This window comes from Chelativorans sp. J32, from assembly GCF_000518985.1.
In the GTDB taxonomy this organism is placed as follows: domain Bacteria; phylum Pseudomonadota; class Alphaproteobacteria; order Rhizobiales; family Rhizobiaceae; genus Chelativorans.
This window is the reverse complement of record NZ_JAEQ01000001.1, coordinates 198566-221571: the sequence shown is the minus strand read 5'-3', so window position 1 is coordinate 221571 and position 23006 is coordinate 198566. Positions and strand designations below refer to the sequence as shown.

Below are 23006 nucleotides of genomic sequence, written 5' to 3'. Positions count from 1 at the left end.
CGAAATAGGGGCTCGCTCAATTTCGTGCAAGGACCGGGCGCACTTGCACAAATCACGATCAAGAAGGTAAACCCCTTAAAACCCCCGCTCGCCGATCGGCCATTTCTGGAGTTCCTCATGAGCAAATATGACGTCCTATGCATCGGCAATGCCATCGTGGATATCATTGCCCGGTGCGACGACGCCTTCCTGGTCGAGAACGGCATCATAAAGGGGGCTATGAACCTGATCGACGCCGAGCGCTCGGCACTCCTTTACGAACGTATGGGCCCGGCGATCGAAACTTCAGGCGGCAGCGCAGGCAACACGGCGGCGGGCGTGGCGAATCTCGGTGGCAAGGCAGCCTATTTCGGCAAAGTGTCAAACGATCATCTGGGCGATATCTACAGGCACGACATCCGCGCACAGGGTGTGGCGTTCGACACCTCCCCGCTCAACGGCAACCCACCAACTGCACGCTCGATGATCTTCGTCACGCCGGACGGCGAGCGTTCCATGAACACCTATCTGGGCGCCTGCGTCGAACTCGGGCCCGAGGATGTCGAGGAAGAGAAGGCGCGAGACGCCAGGATCACTTATTTCGAGGGATATCTCTGGGATCCGCCGCGGGCCAAGGAAGCGATCCGCAAAACGGCGGAAATCGCCCATGCAGCAGGCCGCGAAGTCTCGATGACTCTGTCGGATCCCTTTTGTGTCGATCGTTATCGCGCCGAGTTCCTCGATCTCATGCGATCAGGCACCGTGGATATCGTTTTTTCCAACGAGCATGAGGTCATGTCGCTCTACCAGACTTCCTCGCTGGAATCTGCCCTCGCCGCGTTCCGAGAGGACTGCAAGCTCGGTCTCGTGACACGTTCCGAGCAGGGCTCCATTGCTGTGACGCGCGAGGAGACCATCACTATCAAACCCGTGCCGGTCGAAAATCTGGTGGATACGACGGGCGCCGGGGACCTCTACGCGGCCGGTTTCCTTTTCGGCTATACCCACGGCCGCAGCCTTGCCGACTGCGGCAGGCTGGGTTCGCTTGCCGCCGCCCTCTGCATCCAGCAGGTCGGCCCGCGCCTGCAGGTCAGCCTCAAGGAAGCGGCTGAACAGGCGGGGCTCCTCTAGACGATATCTTCCGGCCTGCGCCCTGGACGTGGCTTGTAGCGCGGAAAGGTCCAGCCGAATTTTAGTGCACCGCCGCGTACGGCGAAGGCCGTCAGGCAGGCGATCGCTGCGCTGGCCGCCACCGGGGCGCCCGCAAGATCGGCCAAGGTGAAGACTGCGGCTCCCGTGAGCGCCGCGGTGATATAAATTTCCGGCCTGAGCAAGACCGACGGCTCTCCCGCCACAAGATCGCGCAGGATGCCTCCGAAGGTTCCCGTCATCGTGCCTGTTACCACGGCCACCGTTGGAGATCCGGTGGCCGCAAGCCCCTTGGCTGCGCCCATCACGCAATAGGCAGACAGGCCGACTGCATCCAGCCAGAGCAGCAGCTTGTAGCGCGACTCCACCAGATGGGCGGAAAAGTAGACGACAACAGCCACCACCGCACAGACGACGAGATAGGCGGGATTTATGACCCAGAACACGGGGACGCCGAGGACCAGATCGCGCAACGTGCCCCCGCCGGTTCCGGTTACGCCGGCAAAAAACAGGAAGCCGATGATGTCGAGCTGCTTGCGCGAGGCAGCAAGCGCGCCCGTTGCGGCGAAGACGGCCACGCCCGCATAATCGAGGAGAAGAATCGGATTCATCGCTGCCTCCCGCCAAGGGCTAGCGCATGGCCACGCCGAAGGGAAGCCGGACGGTAGGTCGGACCCGGCTCAGCAAGGGGCGCGAGCCGGGCGGAGGTGCGGCGAAGCGAACTTCGCTTTAGGAAGCGCCACCCGAAGCGGCGTCTGTGGAGTTTTCGGCTCCGGCAGCCCGGGGCGCGTCGGCAGGTGCCTCGCCCTTCGATCCGCCTTTCGCCACTCCAACCATTGCGGGCCGCAAAACGCGGTCGCCGATCACGTATCCCGCCTGGACGACCTGAACCACCGTGTTGTTCGGGACTTCCGGGTTCGGAACCTCGAACATGGCCTGGTGGAAATGGGGGTCGAACTTCTCCCCCTCGGGGTCGATGCGCTTGACACCATGACGCTCAAGCGCGGCAAGCATCGCGCGCTCGGTCATTTCAACGCCTTCCACAAGGGCCTTCAGGCCGGGATCGGCCTGCGCGCGGTCTTCCTCGGAAACGGCCTGGAGTGCACGCTGCAGGTTGTCGGACACCGTGAGCATGTCACGCGCGAAATTGGCAATGCCATATGCCCGCGCGTCCGCGACATCGCGCTGGGTGCGCTTGCGCAGGTTCTCCATCTCCGCGGTCAGCCGCAGAGCGCGCTCCTTCAAATCCTCGTTCTCCTTGGCGAGCCGCAGGAGCACATCTTCCTCGGAAACGGCCGCGGCGTCCGACGACTGTGCTGTCTCCGCGCCATTTTCCACGGCCACATCCTCCGTCTGGCCCTGTTCTGGCGCGCGTTCGTCCTTGGGGTGAGTATTCATTGCCTATCCGTCAATGTTCTTCCAAAGTCGCGCCGGATATCGAGGTTTGCAACCGTAAAATCAAGGGGTCGGAAGAGAGGCCGGCGCTCACCTGGGCAGCCCCACCCCTCCTATAGGGGCCGTGCGAACATGGCTTTCAAAACCGGCGATCAGCGGGCGCGCCTTGGAGATGGCCTGTTGGACCTGAGGAAGGGAGAGAGACGCCTTGTGATTTTCCTCCGTGTCCCAAACTTCCGTGATCCAGATCACATCTTCATCATCTTCAGCCTTCGCGATCACATAGCTGAGACAGCCCGGCATTCCGCCCGTGGAAGATGTCAGGATTTCCAGCAATGAATCCCGCATGCCCGGTTGGGCGCGCATTTTTCCAATAAGGCCGAACATCCTGACTCCGATCGGTTGCTAGCGAAGAAGGCGGCTGACGAGCTGGGCCGTGTAATCCACCATCGGCACGATCCGCGCATAGTTGAGGCGAGTCGGCCCGATAATCCCCAAGGCCCCGATCACGCGCGAATCCTGGTCACGATAGGGCGCGACGATGAGGGATGAACCGGACAGGGAGAAGAGCTTGTTCTCCGAGCCTATGAAGATCCGAACGCCTGGCCCTTCTTCTGCGAGTTCCAGCAGCTGGATCAGGGCTTCCTTGGTCTCCAGATCTTCGAAAAGGTGCCTCAGGAGCTCAAGATCGGCCTGGGCCGTGACATTATCGAGCAGATTCGCGCGGCCGCGAATGATGATGCGCGCCGGGGAATCGGTCTCGCTGCCCGCCCAAATGGCAAGCCCCTGTTCCACCAGCGATTGGGAAAGCGTGTCGAGGGCGGCGCGTGTCTCTTCTCGCAAGCGCGCCATTTCTGCTTTCGCTTCCGCAAGGGTGCGACCGCGAATATGCCCGTTCAGGAAGTTGGATGCTTCCATGAGTTGCGAGGCCGTCACGCCTGCCGGCAAATCGACGACGCGGTTTTCCACGTCGCCATTGCGGGAGACGAGGATCGCCAGCGCCTTCTGCGGTTCCAGCTGAATGAACTCGATATGCTTGAGCGGAGTCTCGGTCTTGGCGGCGAGCACGAGGCCGGCGCCGCGAGAGAGCCCGGAAAGCATCTGGCTTGCTTCCGTCAGCATGTGCTCCAGGGATTGGCTGCGTCCCGATGCCTTGATCTGGGCCTCGATGACGCGCCGCTCGTCCTCGGAAAGATCCCCCACCTCCATAAAGGCATCTACAAAGAAACGAAGCCCCTGTTGCGTGGGAAGCCGGCCTGCAGAAACGTGCGGTGCGTAGATTAGCCCGAGCTGCTCGAGATCGCTCATCACGTTGCGTACGGTCGCCGGAGAAAGCTGGCTCGGCAAAAGACGCGACAGGTTGCGCGAGCCCACTGGCTCGCCATGCTGCAGATAGCTTTCGACGATCAGACGAAAAATGTCGCGCGAACGCGCGTCAAGGGATTGCAATGTCTGGTCAGCGACAGGCTTGGTCATGCTCGTGCCTCCGTCCGCTGAAGATATAAGATGGACGATGGCGAACACAACTGTTGGCGGTGGACAGCGAACATGCTTTTCCTTTGCGTCCAGGAATACGGAAAGCTACAAGCCGCCCCAATGTCCACCAATACGAGCGGAGACCCGAAAAATGCGACCATCAAGACGGCAACCGGACGAGATGCGCGCAGTCAGCTTCGAGCGCGGCGTGTCGAAACACGCCGAAGGTTCCTGTCTTGTGAAGTTCGGCGATACGCATGTGTTGTGCACCGCAAGCCTTGAGGAGAAGGTGCCGGGGTGGCTGCGTAATTCGGGCAAGGGTTGGGTGACGGCGGAATACGGCATGCTGCCACGCTCGACCGGCGATCGCATGCGCCGCGAAGCGGCCAGCGGCAAGCAGGGCGGACGCACGCTGGAGATCCAGCGCCTGGTTGGCCGCAGCCTGCGCTCGGTCGTTGATCTGCAGGCGCTCGGCGAAATGCAGATCACGGTCGATTGCGACGTGCTTCAGGCCGATGGTGGAACGCGTACCGCGGCCATCACCGGCGGGTTTGTCGCGCTCCACGACTGCCTCTCCTGGATGCAGGCGCGGCAGATGGTCTCCGTCGAGCGTGTTTTGAAGGACCATGTCGCGGCGATCTCCTGCGGCATCTATGAGGGCACGCCGGTGCTGGACCTCGACTATGCTGAAGATTCCGCTGCAGAAACCGATGCCAATTTTGTCATGACCGGGAAGGGCGGGATCGTCGAAATCCAAGGGACTGCCGAAGGCGCGCCCTTCACGGAGGAAGAATTCCAGAAGCTCCTCGGGCTCGCCAAGAAGGGCATCTCCCGGCTCGTGGAGCTGCAGAAAATGGCGGTATCGTAGGAAGAATGAAGCCTCAAGCCATACTCGAAGCCGCACTTTATGTAAGCGATCTGGCCGAGGCCGAGCGCTTCTATGGGGAAGTGCTGGGCCTCGAGCTCCTGGCCAAGGCGGAAGGGCGACACGTTTTCTTCCGCTGCGGCGATGGCGTTCTGCTCCTTTTCCTCCCCGAAGTGACGGAAGTCTCGCCCGAGCCCGACGCGCGCCTGCCCGTCCCGCCGCATGGCAGTCGTGGACCGGGGCATCTGTGCTTTTCGGCAAGCGGTGATGAGATCGAGCTGTGGAAAAAGCGGCTCGAAGATCACAACATCGCCATAGAAGCCGATTTCGAGTGGCCGCGAGGTGGCCGGTCCATCTATTTTCGCGACCCATCCGGCAACTCGCTGGAATTCGCTGAACCGCGCATCTGGGGTTTTTCGTGAGGCCCATCGAAAACAGGAAGTTTGTGCTCGCCAGTCACAATAAAGGCAAGCTGGCGGAGTTTGCTGGCCTGCTGGCACCATTCGGGTATGAAGTTCTGTCGGTGGCGGAGCTCGGCCTGCCCGAGCCGGAAGAGACCGGGACGGAATTCGAGCAGAATGCCTATATAAAGGCCCATGCCGCCGCGACGGCGACAGGCCTGCCAGCGCTGTCGGACGATTCCGGAATGTGTGCGGACGCTCTCGGCGGCGCGCCTGGTGTCTATACCGCCGACTGGGCGACGCAGCCCGACGGCAGCCGCGATTTTGGCATTGCCATGGAGAAGGTCGAGAGGCTTCTGCGTGAAAAGGGCGCGCTTGCGCCCCAGCAGAGGCGCGCGCGCTTCGTGGCAGTCCTTTGCCTGTGTTTTCCCGACGGCAAGGCAGAATTCTATCGGGGCGAGGTAGAAGGCCATCTGGTTTGGCCGCCTCGCGGCGAACTCGGATTCGGATATGATCCGGTGTTCCAGCCCGATGGCTATGAGAGGACGTTCGGCGAGATGACGGCCGAGGAGAAACATGGCTGGAAACCGGGCGACACGCATGCTCTTTCGCATCGGGCCCGTGCGTTTCAGAAATTCGCGCAGGCAAGGCTTGGAGTGAGATGAACGAGGCGCTCGACGAGGGGCCCGGCTTCGGTGTTTACGTTCACTGGCCCTTCTGCGCGGCCAAATGCCCGTATTGCGACTTCAATAGCCATGTGCGCCATCAGCCGGTGGATCAGGAACGCTTCGTCGCCGCCTTCGCACGGGAGCTCGCCGCCATGCGGGCACGCACCGGCCCCCGCAGCGTTTCCAGCATCTTTCTCGGCGGTGGCACTCCCTCTTTGATGGAGCCGAAGACCGTCGGCGCCATCATCGACGCCATTGCCGCGAATTGGCGCGTCCCGATTGGCGTGGAAATCACGCTGGAGGCCAATCCCTCCTCCGTGGAAGCCGACCGTTTCCGGGGGTATCGCTCGGCCGGCGTGAATCGGGTTTCCATGGGCGTGCAGGCGCTGAACGACAAAGACCTTCGCTTCCTCGGCCGCCTGCACAATGTGGAAGAGGCGCTTCGTGCGATACGGCTTGCGCGCGAGATTTTCCCGCGAATGTCTTTCGACCTGATCTATGCACGACCGGGGCAGACCGTGGATGGCTGGAAAGCGGAGTTGCAGGAGGCGATAGGCTATGCCGCCGATCATCTCTCGCTCTACCAGCTCACGATCGAGGAGGGCACGCCATTCTACGCGCTGCGCGCAGCGGGGAAGCTGGTGGTGCCCGATGCGGATCTCGCCGCCGACCTCTACGAGGCAACACAGGAGGTGACGGCGGCCAGCGGGCTTCCGGCCTATGAGATTTCCAATCATGCGAAGCCTGGATCAGAGAGCCGCCACAATCTCATCTATTGGCGCTATGGCGAATATGTCGGCGTCGGTCCGGGCGCGCATGGCCGTTTTGTCGAGGACGGGCGGCGCGTGGTCACCATCACCGAAAAGAACCCCGAGAGCTGGGCGGCGCTGGTGGAAGCGCGCGGAACCGGCGTGACAGGCGGCGAGATGCTCACGCGCTCCGAAGAGGCCGACGAGTTCCTGCTGATGGGATTGCGATTGGTCGAAGGTATCGACCTCGAACGTTATGAAAAACTTGCGGGCCATCCGCTTTCTCCGCAACGCGTTGCCATCCTGCGCTCGGAAGGATTGATCGAACCAGTCGGGAACTCGCGCCTGCGTGCCACCCCCGCGGGCATGGTGGTGCTGGACGCCCTCGTGGCCGACCTGGCGCGTTGAAATCTCAGCTCGCGCCAGCGAAGCTCGAAGGCGCGGGGCTGATGAGCCGGGCGGCCCCCTCCGTTACCTCGTAGATCGCGTAGCCACGCTGGTTGGTGCCGTCGGGGAGGAAGCGGAATGTTCCGGTGGTGCCGGCAAATCCTGCGGGAATCTGGAGGTTTGCTGCAGTGAAGGCCGGCTTGCCGCCCTGGCGTGCAAAGGCAGCGGCGAGGATCACCGAATCATAGGCGAGCGAAGCGGTGACCGACGGCTCCGTTCCAAAGCGTTGACGATAGCGGCCCTTGAAGATGTTGAGGCGCGCCTGATCCACATCGGCAAACCAGCCACCTTGAAGGGATGGATCAGTCAGGTTGGCGCTGGTCCATTGCCCGTTGCCGAGAAGCCTCTTGCCCGAAAGATCAATCCCCATGCCCTTGAGCGCGGTGGTGATGACACTTGGAGTGTTGCCACCATCGGGAATGAAGATCGCATCGGCTTCGCCGATCGCAAGCGCGACTTCCTGCAAAGCCGCCATCACCGAGGCATTGTCGTAGCCGTACCGGCCAATCGCCGTGACATCGCCGCCGGCTGCCTGAAGGACACGCCGTGCTTCGGTTTCCGCCAGATCGCCGGCGGGGCCGTTCGGCACCAGGGCCACAACCTTCCTTACGCCTTGCGAAGCTGCGTATGAAATGATGCGCCGGACAAGATCCTCCGGCAGGAAGGAATTGAGATAGGTGCCTGGCGCGGCCACCGTTCGGTCTGACGAGAAGCCGAGGACGGGCGCATGGGAGGGACCGAGCGCAGCCGACACCGCGCGCACTTCGGCGGCGAACAGCGGTCCGATGATCATGGCCGAGCCTTCGGCTGCAGCACTTGCTGCTGCCGAAGCCGCGCCTGTCTCCGTGCCGCCGGTGTCCTTCACCACGATCTGAAGCGAATCGAGCCCTGCATCCGCCAGGGCGAGCTGTGCCGCGTTCTTCAGTTCGGCCCCGATCGCACGGCCATTGCCCTCTGCACTGAGCGGAACGAGGAGCGCGACCCGCGTCTCTCCGGTACCGATGACCTCTCCCTGCACAGGGGCCGGGATTGCCGCCGGTTGCGGTTCGGCAATCGGGGCCCTTGTCGGCAGTCCGGAAGGAACGGGCTGCCCCGCGCAGGCCGTAAGAAAAGCTATGCAGGCAAGCGCTGCAGCGGAGGAAATCCTAGCGCGAAGCGCCTGGGCCAAACTCATTGCCTTCCTTTCGAAGCCAGATGCGTTCGTGCGGGAATTTGCAACCTGCAGGTCACCATGTCAAAGAAGTTGGCCAGCAAGATGTGGATCGCCCAGGGGCAGAAACGTGGATTCCGACAAAGAGCGCAGGTCGTTCATGATAGGCGGGGCGGAGATAGCTGCCCCCCGCCTCGAACCGGCGCTCTATCTTGTCGCGACGCCCATCGGCAATCTTGCCGACATCACGCTTCGTGCGCTGGAGACACTCGCCGCTGCCGATATCCTTGCCTGCGAAGACACGCGGGTGACCCGTGTCCTCCTCGATCGCTACGGGATCCGCCGGCGCATGCTTGCCTATCACGAGCACAACGAGGCTGAGGCCGCCCCGCGCCTGGTGGCGATGGTGGAAAGCGGGCAGAGCGTGGCGCTCGCCAGCGATGCCGGCACGCCGCTCGTTTCGGATCCCGGTTTCCGCCTTGTTCAGACGGCGCAGGAAAGAGGCATCCGTGTGGTGCCGGTGCCGGGCCCTTCGGCCGTGCTCGCCGCGTTGACAGCCGCAGGTTTGCCCACGGATTCCTTCATGTTCGCCGGCTTCCTTTCCTCTAAGGCCGGCCAACGCAGGAGCCGCCTGGAGACGATCCAGTCCGTACCCGCGACGCTCGTCTTCTTCGAATCGCCCCGCCGGCTCGCCGAAAGCCTTGCAGCCATGTCGCAAACCCTAGGAGACAGGCAGGCGGTTGTGGCGCGTGAGCTGACCAAGGCATTCGAAGAAGTGCGGCGGGGAAGCCTGGGCGAACTGGCAGCCCATTATGGGGAGGTAGGTGCTCCGAAGGGCGAAGTCGTGATCTGCGTCGCCCCGCCCGGCGAAGAAACGACCACAGGCGCAGAGGAAGTGGACAGGCTGCTCCTCGCGCTCGCGGCCGAGATGCCCGCTTCCAAGGCTGCGGGCGAGGCCGCCCGCATGACCGGGGGAAAGAAATCAGAACTGTACCAGCGCCTGCTCGTTTTGAAGGAAGAGGGAAATGCGCGGTGACGCCGCCCGCCTGAGCCGTCTGCGCGCCTACCGCAAGGGCCACCGGGGCGAATGGATCGCCGCGATCGCCCTGATGTTGAAGGGTTATCGCATCCTCGCGCGCCGCTTCCGCACGCCGCTGGGTGAAATCGACTTGATCGCGAGGCGCGGCGATCTGGTTGCGATCGTAGAGGTAAAAGCCCGGCCGACTTTGGCAGAAGCGATGGAGGCCGTCTCCTTCACCGCCCAAAGGCGCATCGACGCGGCTGCCGATCTATGGTTGGCACGGCAGCCCGATTACGCCCGTCTCAGCCTTCGCTACGATCTGGTCGCGATCGTGCCGCGCCGCTGGCCGGTGCATGTGAAAAATATCTACGCTCCGCGCTGACGGCGGCTCACCCGCATCGGCAGGCCACCTTGCGGCTGTGTCGTAAGCTTCTGCACCGGCCATGGTTTGGTTTCGGGCAGGAGATCGAACCGGTAGCGCGACATGAGCACCGCGAGCGCGATCACCGCCTCCTGCATGGCGAAGGTTGCGCCGATGCACACTCGGGGACCCGCTCCGAACGGCAGATACTGGAAACGATTGATTTTGTCGCGGTTCTCCGGATGGAACCGAGAAGGTTGATAGGCGTCCGGGTCATCCCATAGCTTGCGGTGCCGATGCACGGTCCATGGCATGACCAGCACCTGGGCGCCCTTCGGGATCTTCAGATCGGCATAGGTATCGTTTTCGATCGCCTCGCGATTGATGGACGGCGCTGGCGGATAAAGGCGCATCGCCTCCTCGAAGGAGGCACGCGTAAACGGCATCGCGTCGAGCCACTTCACAGGATCCGGCTCGCTTGAAAGAACCTGGTCGATCTCGGCCTCGATCCGTGCGCGCTCCTCCGGCAGGTTCGCGAGGCAATAGAGGGTCCAGCCCAGCGCGCGGGCCGTCGTCTCATGGCCGGCGCCGATAAAGGTGATGATGTTGTCCTCGATCTCTCCGCGCGAAAGCCCTTGGGGGCCCTCGGCGCGCAGAAGCAATGTGAGGAAATCCTCCGGGGCATCCGCCTGGCCACCAGCAAGCTTCTCCTTCCGCAATTCCATCGTGCGCGCGACGATGTCGCGAAAGAAAGCAAGCGAGTTCCGCCCAAGAATGCGCGTGATTCTCGGAAGCCAGTCCGGTGCGCCGAGAAGATCGAGCGGATCGACCCTGCCCATCGTCTCGAAGAGGCGGTCCACCTGATGCGCGAAACCGCCGGGATCTCCCGCGACCTCACCGGAAAAGAGCGTTTCGGAGAGGATGTCGAAGGTGAGCATCGTCATGTCGCGCGAGACATCCACCGTGCCGCCTATCGTCTGTTCGTAACGCTCGGCGAAAGTCTCTGCCTTTTCCAGCATCGGCTTTGCAAATCCGGCGATGTGGCGAGGCGTGAAGACGGGCGCCATCGCCTTGCGCGAGCGGCGCCAGACCTCGCCTTCTGCCGTCAGAAGACCGTCGCGCAGGATCGGCCGAAGGATTTTCTGGCGCACGCGCGCCATCTTGTAGTTCCGGGCATTGTCGACCAGCACATGGCGGATCAGGCCGGGATCATTGGCGATGAGAAGCGGGCCGCCAATGCCGCCGGTCACCAGAACCCAGGGCTCGTTGTAGGAGGGTTCTCCCCAGAGCTCCAACGGGTTGCGATAGACGATCCGCATCATCTGAAGCGTCGAGGGGGGCTTCTGGCGTGGGCAGGGTGCCGGCGGACGGAAAGAAGCGGCGGCTGAATCGGTCAGTGTGGCCATGCTCCTTAGCTAGTCCCTCGCGACCTCGGCTTCAATCGGCCAAGCTTGGGAACGGCCGCAACAGCGTCGCGTTTACCTCATGTGCAGCGCCTCCAAGGCGCCCAGTAGAAAGGAGTGCTCTTATGAACTGGAACCAGATCGAGGGGAATTGGGAGCAATTCAAGGGAAAGGCCCAGCAGAAATGGGGCAAGCTCACCAATGACGACCTCGACGTGATCAAGGGCAATCGGCGTGAACTCGTCGGACGCTTGCAAGAACGTTACGGCAAGACGCAGGAAGAGCTGGAACGGGAGGTCGATGACTGGATGTCTCGCCACTAGCCGTCCTGGTCGAAGCAATAAAGGCCTGCGGCTTGCCGCAGGCCTACTTTTTATTGGATTGGCGCGTCGTCTACTCGTGCACGGCCCCGGAGCCCCCAACCGCCACGATCTCATACGGTGCTCCACCGGTGACGATCTCGCGCTTCTTCTCCAGCGTTTCGGCGTCGAGCGCATGGATCAGACCCTTGAGCGGGTCGGTGATCATGATCTCGTCTCCGGCGACGGCGATTCGCGGACGGGGGTCATTCCAGTGGCCGTCCATGGAATAGGGCTCTGTCACCGCGACCGAGTTGGCGATTTTGCCCGAGAGAATGTTGATCTGGTGCAGCCGACCGTCTTCGGTGAACACATAGGCGAACCTGGTTCGTACCGGATCGATAGCGAAATGTACGCGACGGACCGGAAGCTCGATAAGTCGGAAGGCGTTCTCGTCCTCGGGATCGATCAGGGCCACGGCCTTCTGGCCGAAATTGCCGAGGAAATATTGCATCCCCTTGCCGCCAATCAGGGTTGAGACTTTCCCATCCTCCGGCAGCCCGTTGGCATAAGGCAGATGCCTGATCTCGGGTGTCCCTCCTTGCTCTGTCACGATCAGCAGGCCCGTCTCGCAGGCCAGCGCCACGAGGCTCCCGGAGGAGGCTTCGCCGTGTAGACCCGGGCACTGGGCCACCTCACCCAGCTGATTGCCCGAACGATCCACCAAGCGCACGCCGGTTGGAAGCTCTGAAGGGTCCTGCTCATGAGGAACGGACATCACAAAGTGATCTCCGAGCGGGATGGCGACGCCGTGGTGCGGGGCCCCGGTTTCGATCGAGTCGCCGCCAGCCTCTCCTTTCAGAACGTCCGCCTCGCTCATGATGCGGGCAACGCCGTCGCCATCGTAGAAGATCGCGATTTCCCCGTGGTGCGACACGAAATGAACCGGCTTCTTGCCGGAGATCTCCACACCCAGAGCCCTCGGCTCGGTGACCTCCAGATCGGCATGGTCCCCGTGGTCGTCTATATCGATACCGGTTGCAAAACCGGTCGCGATGTTCGCATCCGCCTGCACCGCGAAAACAGCCCTGCCGCTCTCCGTCGGATAAAGCCGCCCCTGGCTCTTCAGGCCGAAACTCCGGATGACCTTGCCTTCCGCAGCGTCCAATACGTGCATTACCGGATTGTTACGATCCGCGACGAATAGGCGCCACACGACTTCCGCCTTCTCCTCCGCGCGGGCGGGAAGAAGCGTAAGGCCGAGAGCGATCCCGAGCGCGAGAACTGAGACGAGTTTTTTCATTTTACCTCCTTAAATGTGATAACGTAACATTTTGCATGCCGAGAAACGCCGCTTACCGATTATGGCGAGCGGCGTTCCACCTTGTCCGGGATCGTTATTTCGCGCCGGACAAGCAGTCTGCGAGAGACGTCGCCAGATTTCTGATCAGGGTGAAATAGAGTTCCGGCCCTTCGTCGAGACCGGCGCCCTCGGGATCGAGCACGCCGGTGCCGGCGCTCGTGCCTTCCTTGACAACGTCGGCGAATTTCGAATCGAACTGCGGCTCGGTGAAGATGCAGGCAGCATTGAGTTCCTTGATCTTCGCATGAATTTCCTCAAGCCGCTGCGCGCTCGGCATCTGATCGGGACTGACCGTCAGGGAGCCCGCCGCTTCCACGCCGAACCGGTTTTCGAAATAGTGGTAGGCGTCGTGAAAGACGATGAACGGCTTGCCGCGCACCGGTGCGACGGTCTTCTCTACCTCTGTGGCCAGTTCATTAAAACGCTGGTCGAGTGCAGCAGCGTTCTTTTCATAGAGTTCAGCGTTTTGCGGATCGGCTTCGGCCAAGGTCGATGCGATCCGGTGCACCATCAATCGTGCATTCTCGGGATCGAGCCAGACATGCATATCCTTTCCATGATCGTGACCAGCGTGCTCGTCATGAGCATGATCGTGTCCGTCTTCCTCGGAGTCATGTGCGTGTCCGTGCTCGCCATGATCATGCGCTTCGAAAGTTCCGCCCTCGCGCATGTCGAGCAGCGTTATGCCGGGTGTTTCCGACAGCTTCACCACCTTGGCGCCGCCGGCCAGAGAGTCGAGCGGCTTTTCCAGGAAGGTTTCGATCCCCTCTCCTACCCAGAAAATCACCTTGGCGTCCTGCAGCATTCCGGCTTCCGACGGGCGCATCGTGTAGGTATGGGGAGAAGCCGCACCTTTCACCAACAATTGCGGGCTGCCACTGCCCTCCATCACCGCCGCCACCAGCGAATGGACAGGCTTTATCGAGGCGACAACCCCGTCCATCGCCATCGCCTGCGTTCCGGTGAACGCTGCCGACAGCGCCAATGCAAAAGCAAGTCTCCGTGACCCCATGAAACCCTCTCTCTAAATGTTATGACATAACATGCAATTGCGTTACGCTATAACGTGTGCCATAGGGGTTTGCAAGAAGGTGCCGATCGAATGTTGCAATCAACGGGAAAGAGCGGGGAACCGCTGGTCGAGATGAAAAACGCGGGCGTTCACCGCAGCGGGCGATGGCTTGTGCGCGGCGTGGACCTCACCGTTCGCCGCGGCGAGATCGTAACGCTCATCGGACCCAACGGCTCCGGGAAAAGCACGACCGTCAAAATGGCAATCGGACTGCTTCAGCCGGACGAGGGCACCGTGAGACGGGCACCTTCGCTGAAGGTTGGCTATGTGCCGCAGAAAGTCACGGTCGACTGGACCCTTCCCCTGAGCGTCGAACGCCTGATGACGCTCACCGGCGGATTGGACAGGAAGAAAATTGCGGAGGCGCTGGAGGCGGCCGGCATCGCGCATCTGGCCCGCGCGGAAGTGCAGGCGCTCTCAGGCGGCGAGTTCCAGCGCGCCCTTCTGGCCCGGGCGCTTGCCCGCGAGCCGGATCTGCTTGTGCTCGACGAACCGGTGCAGGGCGTCGATTTCACGGGTGAGATCGCGCTTTACCAGCTGATCAGCGAGATCAGGGATCGCACAGGCTGCGGCGTGCTTCTGATTTCCCATGATCTGCATGTGGTGATGGCCGCCACCGACACCGTGGTCTGCCTCAACGGCCACGTATGCTGCCGGGGCACCCCGGAGAACGTGCTGAAGAGCCCCGAATATGTACGGCTGTTCGGCGCGCGCGCCGGGGAAACACTGGCGATCTATCGCCACCATCACGATCACACCCACCTGGCCGATGGTCGCGTGAGACAGGCGGACGGCAGGATTGTCGACGACCCCCACATGCACCATCATGGCCACGACCATATCGGGAGTGATTGCCCGGACGGAGAGCACGATCATGCTCGATGATTTCTTCACAAGGGCGCTTGTCGCCGGCATCGGGCTCGCGCTGGTGGTGGGGCCGCTCGGCTGCTTCGTCGTCTGGCGCCGGATGGCCTATTTCGGCGACACGATGGCGCATTCGGCGCTCCTCGGCGTGGCGCTCTCCTTCCTGTTCGAAATCAACCTTACAGCCGGCGTCTTCGTCGTTGCTGCCCTTGCTTCCGTGGCACTGCTTTTCCTGCAACGGCATGGTACGCTTTCAACCGATGCCTTGCTTGGCATCCTGTCTCATTCGACATTGGCGCTGGGATTGGTCATGGTGGCCTTCATGAGCTGGATCAGGATCGATCTTATGGCCTTCCTTTTTGGCGATATCCTTACCGTCTCGCGTCTGGACATCGCGATGATCTATGGCGGCGGGGCGCTGGTGCTTCTCGTGCTCGCCTGGCTGTGGCGGCCTCTCCTTGCCGCCACGGTCAATCAGGAAATCGCCGAGGCAGAAGGCATGCGGCCGGAGCGGGCGCGCTTCATCTTCATGCTCCTGATGGCAGCCATGATCGCCATCGCAATGAAAATTGTGGGAATCATGCTGATCACGTCTTTGCTCATCATCCCGGCAGCTGCCGCGCGGCGCTTCGCATCGACCCCGGAGACTATGGCGGTCGCCGCCTCCCTCGCCGGCGCGATCGCCGTCATTGGCGGGCTGAACGCATCCCTGCAATTCGATACACCGTCGGGGCCATCGATCGTAGTAGCGGCCCTTATCCTCTTTCTCCTCAGTCTTGCGCCCATATCGCTGCGCAAACCGGCAGCACTGAAATCCGGAGGGAAGACATGACCGGCCATCCGGAACTCACACGCAATCAATCGCTGGTGCTGAAAGCACTGGACAAGGCGGAAGGCCCGCTGAGCGCCTATACCATTCTCGATCTGCTGCGGGACGATGGCTTCCGTGCCCCGCTTCAAGTCTATCGGGCGCTCGAAAAATTGCAGGAATTCGGGCTCGTTCACCGCCTCGAAAGCATCAATGCCTTCGTGGCCTGTGCCGATCCTCATTGCCACCGCCATTCGATGATCGCATTCGCGATCTGCGAGAACTGCGGCCGCGTCGACGAGTTCTCCGACGAGACGGTCGAGGCGCGGTTAGGGGAATGGGTCGCTGCAAACCGCTTCAAGCCGGCTAAGACGACGATCGAAATCCGCGGCAATTGCGCCGCCTGCGCGGCTCAGGCGCAATAGCGTATCTGAAAGCTGGTGACGGGTCAGCGCTCACGCATTGGCCACCGGCATTCAATTGACCATCCCACAGCCGTCCATTTGGAACGGCATCAGTTCCCGAACAGCCCATCCTTAGAAAGCTGGATCGCTGCCGGCCCGAGAATGATCGCGAACAAAACGGGCAGGAAGAACACGATCATCGGGACAGTCAGCTTCGGCGGAAGAGCTGCGGCCTTTTTCTCCGCCGCGTTCATGCGAGCCTCACGGCTTTCGTCAGCCAGCACCCGCAACGCCTGGCTGACGGCTGTGCCATAGCGTTCGGCCTGAATCAGCGCCTGGGAAACACTCTTTACCGATTCGAGACCGGTCCGCGCAGCCAGATTTTCATAGGCTTGTTTCCGTTCCTGCAGGAAGGAAAGCTCTGCATTGGTGAGCACGAATTCCTCGGCCAGGGCGACCGATTGCGTACCGATCTCATCCGCGACACGCCGAAAGCCTTGCTCGACCGACACACCCGATTCAACGCAGATGAGAAGCAGATCCAATGCATCAGGCCAGGCAAGCTGGATGGATTTCTTGCGTTTGGTCGCCTGGTTGGAGATGTAGAGCACCGGGAGATAGAATCCGGCATAGGAGGCCAGGACGCACGCGAAGATCCGGATCATGAGCGGCTGCCCGCCGAGGCCGCCCATCACGAAGATGTAGAAAACGCTGAGAGCCAACCCGACGAGGGGCAGAACGAGCCGGAAGAACAGGAATCTGGTGAGCGGACTCTGGCCGCGGTAGCCTGCCGTTCGCAACAGGGCGATCGTCGATTCGTCGGCCAATGCGCGCCTGAGATCCAGGCGGTCCACCACAGCGCGCATGCGAGAGCGATCTTCCCGGCGCAATCCGCCACGGCGCCTCCGCTCCGCCTCGGCGGCGAGGCGCGCACGCTGCTTCGCCCGCAGTTCCTCCCGCTCCAGGGCGACCGCCTTCATCCGCGTCTTGAGGGCGTCCCCGCCACCGACCGGCACGACGGTGAAGATCGTGGCGAAGACGGCGATCGATACCAGCAGCGCCAGCAGGAAGCTCGGATCGGTGAGAGTCTGGACCAGGCTTTCCGTCATCGCGGGTCAGACCTCGAAATTCATCATCTGGCGCATGACGAATATACCGATGCCCATCCACACCGCCGAGAGGCCGAGGACCAGATGGCCGACGCTTTCACGGAAGAGCGGCATGATATAGCCCGGGCTCGTGAGGTAGACGAGGACGGCGACGACGACAGGCAGTGCCGCGATAATCGCGGCGGACGCTTTGGCCTCCATCGAGAGCGCCTGTACCTTGGCTTTCATCTTCTTTCGCTCGCGCAGCACACGCGAGAGATTGCCCAGCGCTTCGGACAGATTGCCGCCCGCCTGAGTCTGGATCTGTATGACGATGCCGAAGAAGTTCACTTCGGCGCATGGCATGGTTTCCGACATGCGCATGGCCGCTTCGGCTAAGGACAGCCCCAGTTGCTGGGCTTCGACCAACCGTTTGAACTCGGTCCGCACCGGTTCCTGTGCCTCGGCAGCGATCATACGTACCGCGTCGTTGAGCGGCAGGCCGGACCTGACGGCGCGCACGATGATATCAAGCGCGTTAGGGAACTCGTCGAGGAAGGCTCGCACCCGGCGCTTGCGCAGATAAGCGACCACCCAGCGCGGTATTCCGAGGAACCCGGCGACCATAGCCCCTGCCACCACCAGAAGCGGCACGCCGGCGGCGAATGTCGCAACCATCAGCAGGAAGCCGGAAAGAGCGGATAGCAAATAGAAGCGTTCCATGCCGATCTCCAGGCCGGCCTGGCGAATCTGGATCTTCAGCGGGGGGCGTGTGATGAAACGGTCCCGGTCCTTTTGTCTCGCCTCCAGGTCCTTCAAGCTTTCCTGGATCGACTTGCGCCGCTTGGCTATCTCCGCCGCCCGATCCCGCGCCGCCCGCACCACATTGCCATCGGCCTGGATGCGCTTGACCGCCTCCAGCCTTTTCTCGACTTTCCGCTCGCTGGCGATGGTGTTGAACATGAGCGCATAAGCGAGCGCGCCCGCGCTGCAGGCCGCCAGCACGATGAAGGCCATGAGGCTGAGCGAGAGGCCAAACATCAGATCGCCTGCTTTTCCATGGCTTCAAGAGCCGCCGCCAGCCGCGCCTCCTCGCCGTAATAGAGAGCGCGTTCCCAGAAGGCGGGCCGGCCGATGCCGGTTGAGACATGCTTTCCGATGATACGACCCGACGCGTCCTCTCCCGTGATATCGAAGAGCACCAGATCCTGGGTGATGATCACGTCACCCTCCATCCCCAGCACCTCGGTGATGTGCGTGATGCGGCGGGAGCCGTCACGCAGGCGGGCGGCTTGCACGATCACATCGACGGAGCCGACGATGATCTCGCGCACGGTCTTCTGCGAAAGGGAAAAACCGCCCATGGCCACCATGGATTCGATGCGGTTCAGGCATTCGCGCGGACTATTGGAATGGATGGTGCCCATCGAGCCGTCGTGGCCGGTATTCATGGCCTGGAGCAGGTCGAACACCTCCGGGCCGCGCACCTCGCCCACGATGATGCGCTCGGGCCGCATGCGCAAACAGTTGCGCACGAGATCGCGCATCGTCACTTCGCCCTCGCCTTCGAGGTTTGGCGGCCGCGTTTCAAGCCGCACCACATGGGGCTGCTGCAGTTGTAGCTCGGCCGAGTCTTCGCAGGTGATGATACGCTCGTCCCGATCGATGTAGTTCGTCAGGCAGTTCAACAGCGTTGTCTTGCCGGAGCCCGTTCCGCCGGAAATGATGACGTTGCAGCGCACTCGACCGATGATCTTGAGCACCTCCGCGCCCTCGGGCGAAATGGAGCCGTAGCGCACGAGCTGATCGAGCGTCAGCTTGTCCTTGCGGAACTTCCGGATGGTCAGCGTCGGACCGTCGAGAGCCAAAGGCGGTGCAATGACATTGACTCGGGAGCCGTCAGGCAGGCGTGCGTCGCAGATCGGGCTCGCCTCGTCCACCCGCCGCCCGACCTGGCTCACGATGCGCTGGCAGATATTGAGGAGCTGCTGATTGTCGCGGAAGCGGATATTGGTCTGCTCGACCTTCCCGTTCACCTCGATATAGACGTTCCGCGCTCCGTTCACCATGATATCGGCGATTTCGTCGCGTGCGAGCAGGGGCTCCAACGGACCGAAGCCCAGCACGTCATTGCAGATATCCTCCAGCAGCTCTTCCTGCTCGGATATCGACATCGCAAAGTTCTTGATCGCGATGATGTCATTGACGATATCGCGGATCTCCTCGCGCGCGCTGTCGGCATCGAGCTTTGCCAACTGGGAAAGATCGATCGTGTCGATCAGCGCGGAGAATACCTGGCCCTTGGTGTCGTAATAGCTGTCACCCCGCACACTTGGCGCGGCGGGCGGACGGGTAGGATTGGATGCAGCCCTCTCCTGGGCCGTGCTGGCAAGGGCCTGGGCAACGGGCTCCGGTTCGGGGAGTTCGGCTTCGGAACGGCCAATAGCCGCGGCAGGCGCAAGCCGCGGGCTGGTGGTGTTAGTGCCTGTTCCTCTCTTGCCGAACATGATGCTCGCTACTTCTTCAACCGACGCAGAAGCGCTGCGAGAGTGGATTTCTTTTTCGGAGTAACCTCACGCCGGCCCGCAAGCACATGCGCAACCTCATTGATGGTCTGCACGATGGAATGGTTGCGGTCCGTTTCGCCAAGCATGCGTCCATTGTTTGCGGCGGTGCCGAAAAGCTGCGGCTCGAAGGGGATCACCGCGAGGGGGACGATGCCGAGCGGTTCGGCGAAATCCTCCGGCTTGATCTCCGGCCGCTTGGGAACATTCGCCTGATTGATGATCAGCTTTGGAGCTTCGTCGTTCGGCCGCAACATCTTCAGCGTGTCGACCAGGTTTTTCGTATTGCGGAGATTGGCGAGTTCCGGCGTCGCGGTGATGACGATGTCGTCTGCTCGCATCAAGGTCGTCCTGGCCCACCCGGTCCAGACATGCGGCACATCGAGCACGACCACAGGTGCGGTGCGCTGGGCAGTGTCGATGACGGCGGAAAAGGCTTCCCCATCGAAATCATAAACCTGGTCGAGCGTGGAGGGCGCGGCCAGCAACGACAAACGATCCGCGCACTGGGCGAGCAGGCGGTCCAGATAGACTTCGTCGATGCGCTCCGGCGCGAAGACCGCTTCTGCGATTCCTTGGGGCGGATCCTGGTCGAAATTGATATTCGCGGTGCCGAAGGGAAGATCGAGGTCGGCGACGACCACTTCGCTTTCGAACAACGAAGACATCGCCCAGGCCAGATTGTGCGCCAGCGTGGAAGAACCGACGCCGCCCTTGGCACCCACGAAGGCGATGGAGCGGCCGAGCGGCTCCGCATTCGGATCGACGAAGATATTCGCGATCACGGTCACCACATCGGCCATCGAAACCGGTGCCACTATATATTCGGAGATGCCGGTGCGGATGAGCTCCCGATAGAGCCAGACGTCATTGTGGGTTCCGATCACGACGACTTTTGTGGTCGGGTCGCAAACCTCCGCGAGGCTCCCGAGCTGGGCAATCAGCTCTTTGGATTCCGCGCGCGATTCCAGAAGGATCAGGTTCGGCGTGGTCGCCGTCTGGTAAAACTCGACGGCCGCCGGAATGCCGCCCATCCGGATCTTCAGATGAGCCTTTGCCATCCGGCGATCCTCGGCGGCGCGGCGGATTGGCTCGGCGACACCATCGGTCTCGCAAAAGGCTTGGATCGAAATGCGGGGTATCGGCCTGAGCGATTGAAGCGGACCATCCTGGTCACCGTTCCAGCGCTCCAGATCGTTTTCTACGGCAAGGCTGCTCATGATCGCGATCCTAGTAGTCGACTTCCGAGCGGACCCAGAAATCATCAGCAACCTGGCCGGTTTTGTACCGTCCAATTGCCGTATCCCGGTTCTCCGCATCGATCGGAGTGGTCTTGCGTGGTCCGAGAAGATCCATGGGGTTGGCGATCTGCGCCGCCAAATTGTTTTGATAGGAGCACCCGAAATTGGCGTAGTGCTTGTTCTCGACCGTATCGAGCAGATCTTCCGGCCATCGGCCGCAAGGACCCGTCGCTGCCTTGACCACCGGGTAAGTGATGCGAACCGGCGCAGTCTGGTCGGTGGGCGCATGGTAGGACAGGGTCTGGACGTGCCCTCTCGGCACCCCCCTTGCGTGGAGGAAGTGGGTGATGTCCTCCGAAACGCGGCGCGCGGCCTGGCCATTGGCGGATCCTGCGGGCACGAGGATCGTCACGATAGCGTTTCCGCTATCTCCATAGTGCTCCATGAAGCCGTCGACCGCCACCTTTTGCTGCGGCGTCATCCGGTAGGAAAGCATGCCCACGGGCAGGTCAAGCGTCTGCTCCTTTTCCGTGAGCACGATCGGATGATTGGTGCGGTAGTCGTCCGGCACCGCACCAACCGTAATGGAATCCTTTTTTGCGCAGCCCGACGCCGCCGCGATAACGAGGACCAGGAAAGCCGCTGCACCCCGCCTTACGATGGACATAGGCATCCCCCTCATTTGTAGATGTAACCGACCACGCCGTGGTAGCGGCCATTGGGCAGATCGGTTTTCATCGCCCCATAGATCCGGTTCACTCGGCCCAGGAATACGCCTGCCCCGTCGCTTGCCGCATTGAAATTGTCGTCCGGCTTCGCCAGGACCGTCCGGGCCACCGGGCGGGCCAGATAGGGCGTGATGATGATCACGAGCTCCGTTTCGTTGCGCACGAAATCGCGGCTGCGAAAGAGGGTGCCAAGCACCGGGATCTTCGAAAGGCCGGGTAGTCCGTTGACGGTCTGGCGTATGTCATCGCGCACTAGGCCGGCGATCATCATCGAGCCGCCGGACGGCAATTCGACCGTGGTATCAGCCAGACGCTTGCGAATGGACAGGGCGTTCATGCCGGGATGGGCGTATCGGCCGCCGATCGAAGGCGATCCCAGGGAGAATGAGCCCTCGAAAGTCGGCTCCGAGACAGAGGTACGCACCTTGAGGCTGATGCGCCCCGGCGAAAGCACGGTCGGGGTGAATTCCAGGCCGATACCATATTCGATCTTCTCGACCTCATAGGTGAGCTGGTCCGACTGCCCCTTGGTGATGTCGCCCTGCTCCACCTTCTGGCCCGTGACCAGGTTGAATTCTCCACCCACCTTGAATGTCGCCTTCTCGCCGGAGATGGCGGTCAGCGTAGGCTCGGAAAGCGTCTTCATGACGCCGGCCTGTTCCATGGCATTGAGATAACCCTGGAGGAGCGATCCTCCGAGCGCCAGTTGCGATGCGGATGCAGGCGCGCCGAGGCCGTAAGGCGTGTCGACGATGGCCCCCCAGCTGATCCCGTCGAGGCTGCCAGAGCCGATCATATTGACGCCCAGCTGCTTCATGACCGAGCGGCTGACCTCGGCTACCGTCACCTTGAGCGTGACCTGATCCTCGCCGACGATCTGCAGCATGTTCACGATCCGGCTGGTCCGGCGCTCGAAATCCGGGTTGTCGATATCGACGCCCCCGCCATCGGTCGGTGCCGCGGCCGTCTGGGAGTATTGACCGGTCGTCGCTTCGCCACCGGTCACGAAAATGGTTGCGAGTTGCGCGGCCCGGGAGGCATCCAGCGGGGTTTCCACCGTACCGGTAAGCACGACGTTGTCATTGATGAGCTCAACGTCGATATCGGAGTTGGGAATGAAGCGCTTGAGATATTGCTCCAGTCCGGCAACGTCCCTTTCAACCGCCACATCGATGCTGGCGATCTGTTCTCCGCCGGCTCCAAAGACGAAGATGTTGGTTTCCCCCACCTGCTTGCCGAACAGATAGATGCGCCGGGCGGTGCGGGTCACCGCATCCGAGACTGCGGGATTGGCCACCAGGATGTCATAGGCGTCGGAGGGCAGGTCGAGAACCAGCGACTTGTTCAAGCCGAGCTTCAGGCGCTGCGTTCCGCCTCCGCCGATCTGGATCACGCCTTCGCCACGCGCGAAAGACGGCGTAAGTGCCTGCGCAGCGGACGCAAGCACCAGGGCAGCAATAAGCAAGACCCGAGTGCGCCATCTTCCCCCTGCCCCGCAGGATGTCATCGCT

General features: G+C 61.9%; 25 protein-coding genes. 11 read left to right on the top strand and 14 right to left on the bottom strand.

The window, feature by feature from the left end:
- The first annotated feature begins 117 nt into the window (after positions 1-117).
- On the top strand, positions 118-1110 hold the full coding sequence (locus CHEJ32_RS0101135; protein WP_028032184.1) for an adenosine kinase: 993 nt from the start codon (positions 118-120) through the stop codon (positions 1108-1110).
- Here the strand turns inward: CHEJ32_RS0101135 and CHEJ32_RS0101130 are convergent.
- The 4 genes from CHEJ32_RS0101130 to hrcA form a co-directional block, all read right to left on the bottom strand.
- Complete coding sequence (locus CHEJ32_RS0101130) at positions 1107-1739, bottom strand: trimeric intracellular cation channel family protein (RefSeq protein ID WP_028032183.1); 633 nt, start codon at positions 1737-1739, stop codon at positions 1107-1109. The two genes, CHEJ32_RS0101135 and CHEJ32_RS0101130, sit on opposite strands and share 4 nt — an antisense overlap.
- A gap of 118 nt (positions 1740-1857) precedes the next feature.
- Positions 1858-2526 (bottom strand): nucleotide exchange factor GrpE, encoded by a 669-nt coding sequence (gene grpE, locus CHEJ32_RS23630; RefSeq protein WP_051469310.1) that lies wholly within the window; start codon positions 2524-2526, stop codon positions 1858-1860.
- Positions 2527-2613: 87 nt separating this feature from the next.
- The gene (locus tag CHEJ32_RS0101120) at positions 2614-2910 is read right to left on the bottom strand and encodes a putative quinol monooxygenase (protein ID WP_028032182.1); all 297 of its coding nucleotides are present in this window, start codon (positions 2908-2910) and stop codon (positions 2614-2616) included.
- Positions 2911-2928: 18 nt separating this feature from the next.
- Positions 2929-3999, bottom strand: coding sequence for a heat-inducible transcriptional repressor HrcA (gene hrcA, locus CHEJ32_RS0101115; protein ID WP_028032181.1), 1071 nt, complete (start codon positions 3997-3999; stop codon positions 2929-2931).
- 151 nt (positions 4000-4150) lie between these two features.
- Between hrcA and rph the strand changes: the two genes are divergently transcribed.
- The 4 genes from rph to hemW are packed head-to-tail and all read left to right on the top strand — an operon-like array spanning position 4151 to position 7090.
- Positions 4151-4867 carry a ribonuclease PH gene (gene rph / locus CHEJ32_RS0101110; protein WP_028032180.1) on the top strand — a complete coding sequence of 239 codons (717 nt, stop codon included), beginning with the start codon at positions 4151-4153 and terminating at the stop codon, positions 4865-4867.
- A gap of 5 nt (positions 4868-4872) precedes the next feature.
- Positions 4873-5286 (top strand): VOC family protein, encoded by a 414-nt coding sequence (locus tag CHEJ32_RS0101105; RefSeq protein ID WP_028032179.1) that lies wholly within the window; start codon positions 4873-4875, stop codon positions 5284-5286.
- Positions 5283-5930, top strand: a complete 648-nt coding sequence (rdgB, locus tag CHEJ32_RS0101100) for an RdgB/HAM1 family non-canonical purine NTP pyrophosphatase (RefSeq protein ID WP_028032178.1) — start codon at positions 5283-5285, stop codon at positions 5928-5930. The genes CHEJ32_RS0101105 and rdgB overlap by 4 nt, the downstream gene beginning before the upstream one ends.
- Positions 5927-7090 (top strand): radical SAM family heme chaperone HemW, encoded by a 1164-nt coding sequence (hemW, locus tag CHEJ32_RS0101095; RefSeq protein WP_028032177.1) that lies wholly within the window; start codon positions 5927-5929, stop codon positions 7088-7090. The genes rdgB and hemW overlap by 4 nt, the downstream gene beginning before the upstream one ends.
- 4 nt (positions 7091-7094) lie before the next feature.
- Here hemW and CHEJ32_RS0101090 read toward each other — a convergent pair whose 3' ends face one another.
- Positions 7095-8303: a penicillin-binding protein activator gene (locus CHEJ32_RS0101090; protein ID WP_028032176.1), complete on the bottom strand. Its 1209-nt coding sequence runs from the start codon at positions 8301-8303 to the stop codon at positions 7095-7097.
- 136 nt (positions 8304-8439) lie between these two features.
- Here CHEJ32_RS0101090 and rsmI point away from each other — a divergent pair, with 136 nt between their 5' ends.
- Together rsmI and CHEJ32_RS0101080 are read left to right on the top strand one after the other, a co-directional pair.
- Positions 8440-9315, top strand: coding sequence for a 16S rRNA (cytidine(1402)-2'-O)-methyltransferase (gene rsmI, locus CHEJ32_RS0101085; protein ID WP_051469308.1), 876 nt, complete (start codon positions 8440-8442; stop codon positions 9313-9315).
- The gene (locus CHEJ32_RS0101080) at positions 9305-9682 is read left to right on the top strand and encodes a YraN family protein (RefSeq protein WP_028032174.1); all 378 of its coding nucleotides are present in this window, start codon (positions 9305-9307) and stop codon (positions 9680-9682) included. Before rsmI ends, CHEJ32_RS0101080 begins: the two co-directional genes overlap by 11 nt.
- Here CHEJ32_RS0101080 and CHEJ32_RS0101075 read toward each other — a convergent pair.
- Complete coding sequence (locus CHEJ32_RS0101075; protein ID WP_028032173.1) at positions 9667-11067, bottom strand: cytochrome P450; 1401 nt, start codon at positions 11065-11067, stop codon at positions 9667-9669. The genes CHEJ32_RS0101080 and CHEJ32_RS0101075 overlap by 16 nt on opposite strands.
- A 122-nt stretch (positions 11068-11189) precedes the next feature.
- Here CHEJ32_RS0101075 and CHEJ32_RS0101070 point away from each other — a divergent pair, with 122 nt between their 5' ends.
- On the top strand, positions 11190-11387 hold the full coding sequence (locus tag CHEJ32_RS0101070; RefSeq protein ID WP_028032172.1) for a CsbD family protein: 198 nt from the start codon (positions 11190-11192) through the stop codon (positions 11385-11387).
- Between the two features lie 70 nt (positions 11388-11457).
- Here the strand turns inward: CHEJ32_RS0101070 and aztD are convergent, their stop codons facing one another.
- Positions 11458-12666: a zinc metallochaperone AztD gene (aztD, locus tag CHEJ32_RS0101065; RefSeq protein WP_028032171.1), complete on the bottom strand. Its 1209-nt coding sequence runs from the start codon at positions 12664-12666 to the stop codon at positions 11458-11460.
- Between the two features lie 94 nt (positions 12667-12760).
- Complete coding sequence (locus CHEJ32_RS0101060) at positions 12761-13738, bottom strand: zinc ABC transporter substrate-binding protein (RefSeq protein WP_028032170.1); 978 nt, start codon at positions 13736-13738, stop codon at positions 12761-12763.
- A gap of 90 nt (positions 13739-13828) precedes the next feature.
- On the opposite strand from CHEJ32_RS0101060, the gene CHEJ32_RS0101055 reads away from it, so the two are divergent.
- From CHEJ32_RS0101055 to CHEJ32_RS0101045, 3 genes are read left to right on the top strand one after another with little or no spacing between them, the layout of a single operon-like run.
- On the top strand, positions 13829-14683 hold the full coding sequence (locus CHEJ32_RS0101055) for a metal ABC transporter ATP-binding protein (RefSeq protein ID WP_028032169.1): 855 nt from the start codon (positions 13829-13831) through the stop codon (positions 14681-14683).
- Complete coding sequence (locus CHEJ32_RS0101050) at positions 14673-15494, top strand: metal ABC transporter permease (protein WP_028032168.1); 822 nt, start codon at positions 14673-14675, stop codon at positions 15492-15494. Before CHEJ32_RS0101055 ends, CHEJ32_RS0101050 begins: the two co-directional genes overlap by 11 nt.
- Positions 15491-15895, top strand: a complete 405-nt coding sequence (locus CHEJ32_RS0101045) for a Fur family transcriptional regulator (protein ID WP_028032167.1) — start codon at positions 15491-15493, stop codon at positions 15893-15895. Before CHEJ32_RS0101050 ends, CHEJ32_RS0101045 begins: the two co-directional genes overlap by 4 nt.
- Positions 15896-15984: 89 nt before the next feature.
- Here CHEJ32_RS0101045 and CHEJ32_RS0101040 read toward each other — a convergent pair whose 3' ends face one another.
- From CHEJ32_RS0101040 to CHEJ32_RS0101015, 6 genes are read right to left on the bottom strand one after another with little or no spacing between them, the layout of a single operon-like run.
- Entirely contained in the window at positions 15985-16983 is a 999-nt protein-coding gene (locus CHEJ32_RS0101040) for a type II secretion system F family protein (RefSeq protein WP_028032166.1), read from the bottom strand.
- A 6-nt stretch (positions 16984-16989) separates the two neighbouring features.
- Positions 16990-18003, bottom strand: a complete 1014-nt coding sequence (locus CHEJ32_RS0101035) for a type II secretion system F family protein (RefSeq protein WP_028032165.1) — start codon at positions 18001-18003, stop codon at positions 16990-16992.
- Positions 18003-19469: a CpaF family protein gene (locus CHEJ32_RS0101030; protein ID WP_028032164.1), complete on the bottom strand. Its 1467-nt coding sequence runs from the start codon at positions 19467-19469 to the stop codon at positions 18003-18005. The genes CHEJ32_RS0101035 and CHEJ32_RS0101030 overlap by 1 nt, the downstream gene beginning before the upstream one ends.
- An 8-nt stretch (positions 19470-19477) precedes the next feature.
- Positions 19478-20746 carry a CpaE family protein gene (locus CHEJ32_RS0101025; RefSeq protein WP_028032163.1) on the bottom strand — a complete coding sequence of 423 codons (1269 nt, stop codon included), beginning with the start codon at positions 20744-20746 and terminating at the stop codon, positions 19478-19480.
- Positions 20747-20756: 10 nt separating this feature from the next.
- On the bottom strand, positions 20757-21434 hold the full coding sequence (locus CHEJ32_RS0101020) for a CpaD family pilus assembly protein (RefSeq protein WP_028032162.1): 678 nt from the start codon (positions 21432-21434) through the stop codon (positions 20757-20759).
- Positions 21435-21445: 11 nt separating this feature from the next.
- Entirely contained in the window at positions 21446-23002 is a 1557-nt protein-coding gene (locus CHEJ32_RS0101015; protein WP_028032161.1) for a type II and III secretion system protein family protein, read from the bottom strand.
- Between the last annotated feature and the right edge of the window lie 4 nt (positions 23003-23006).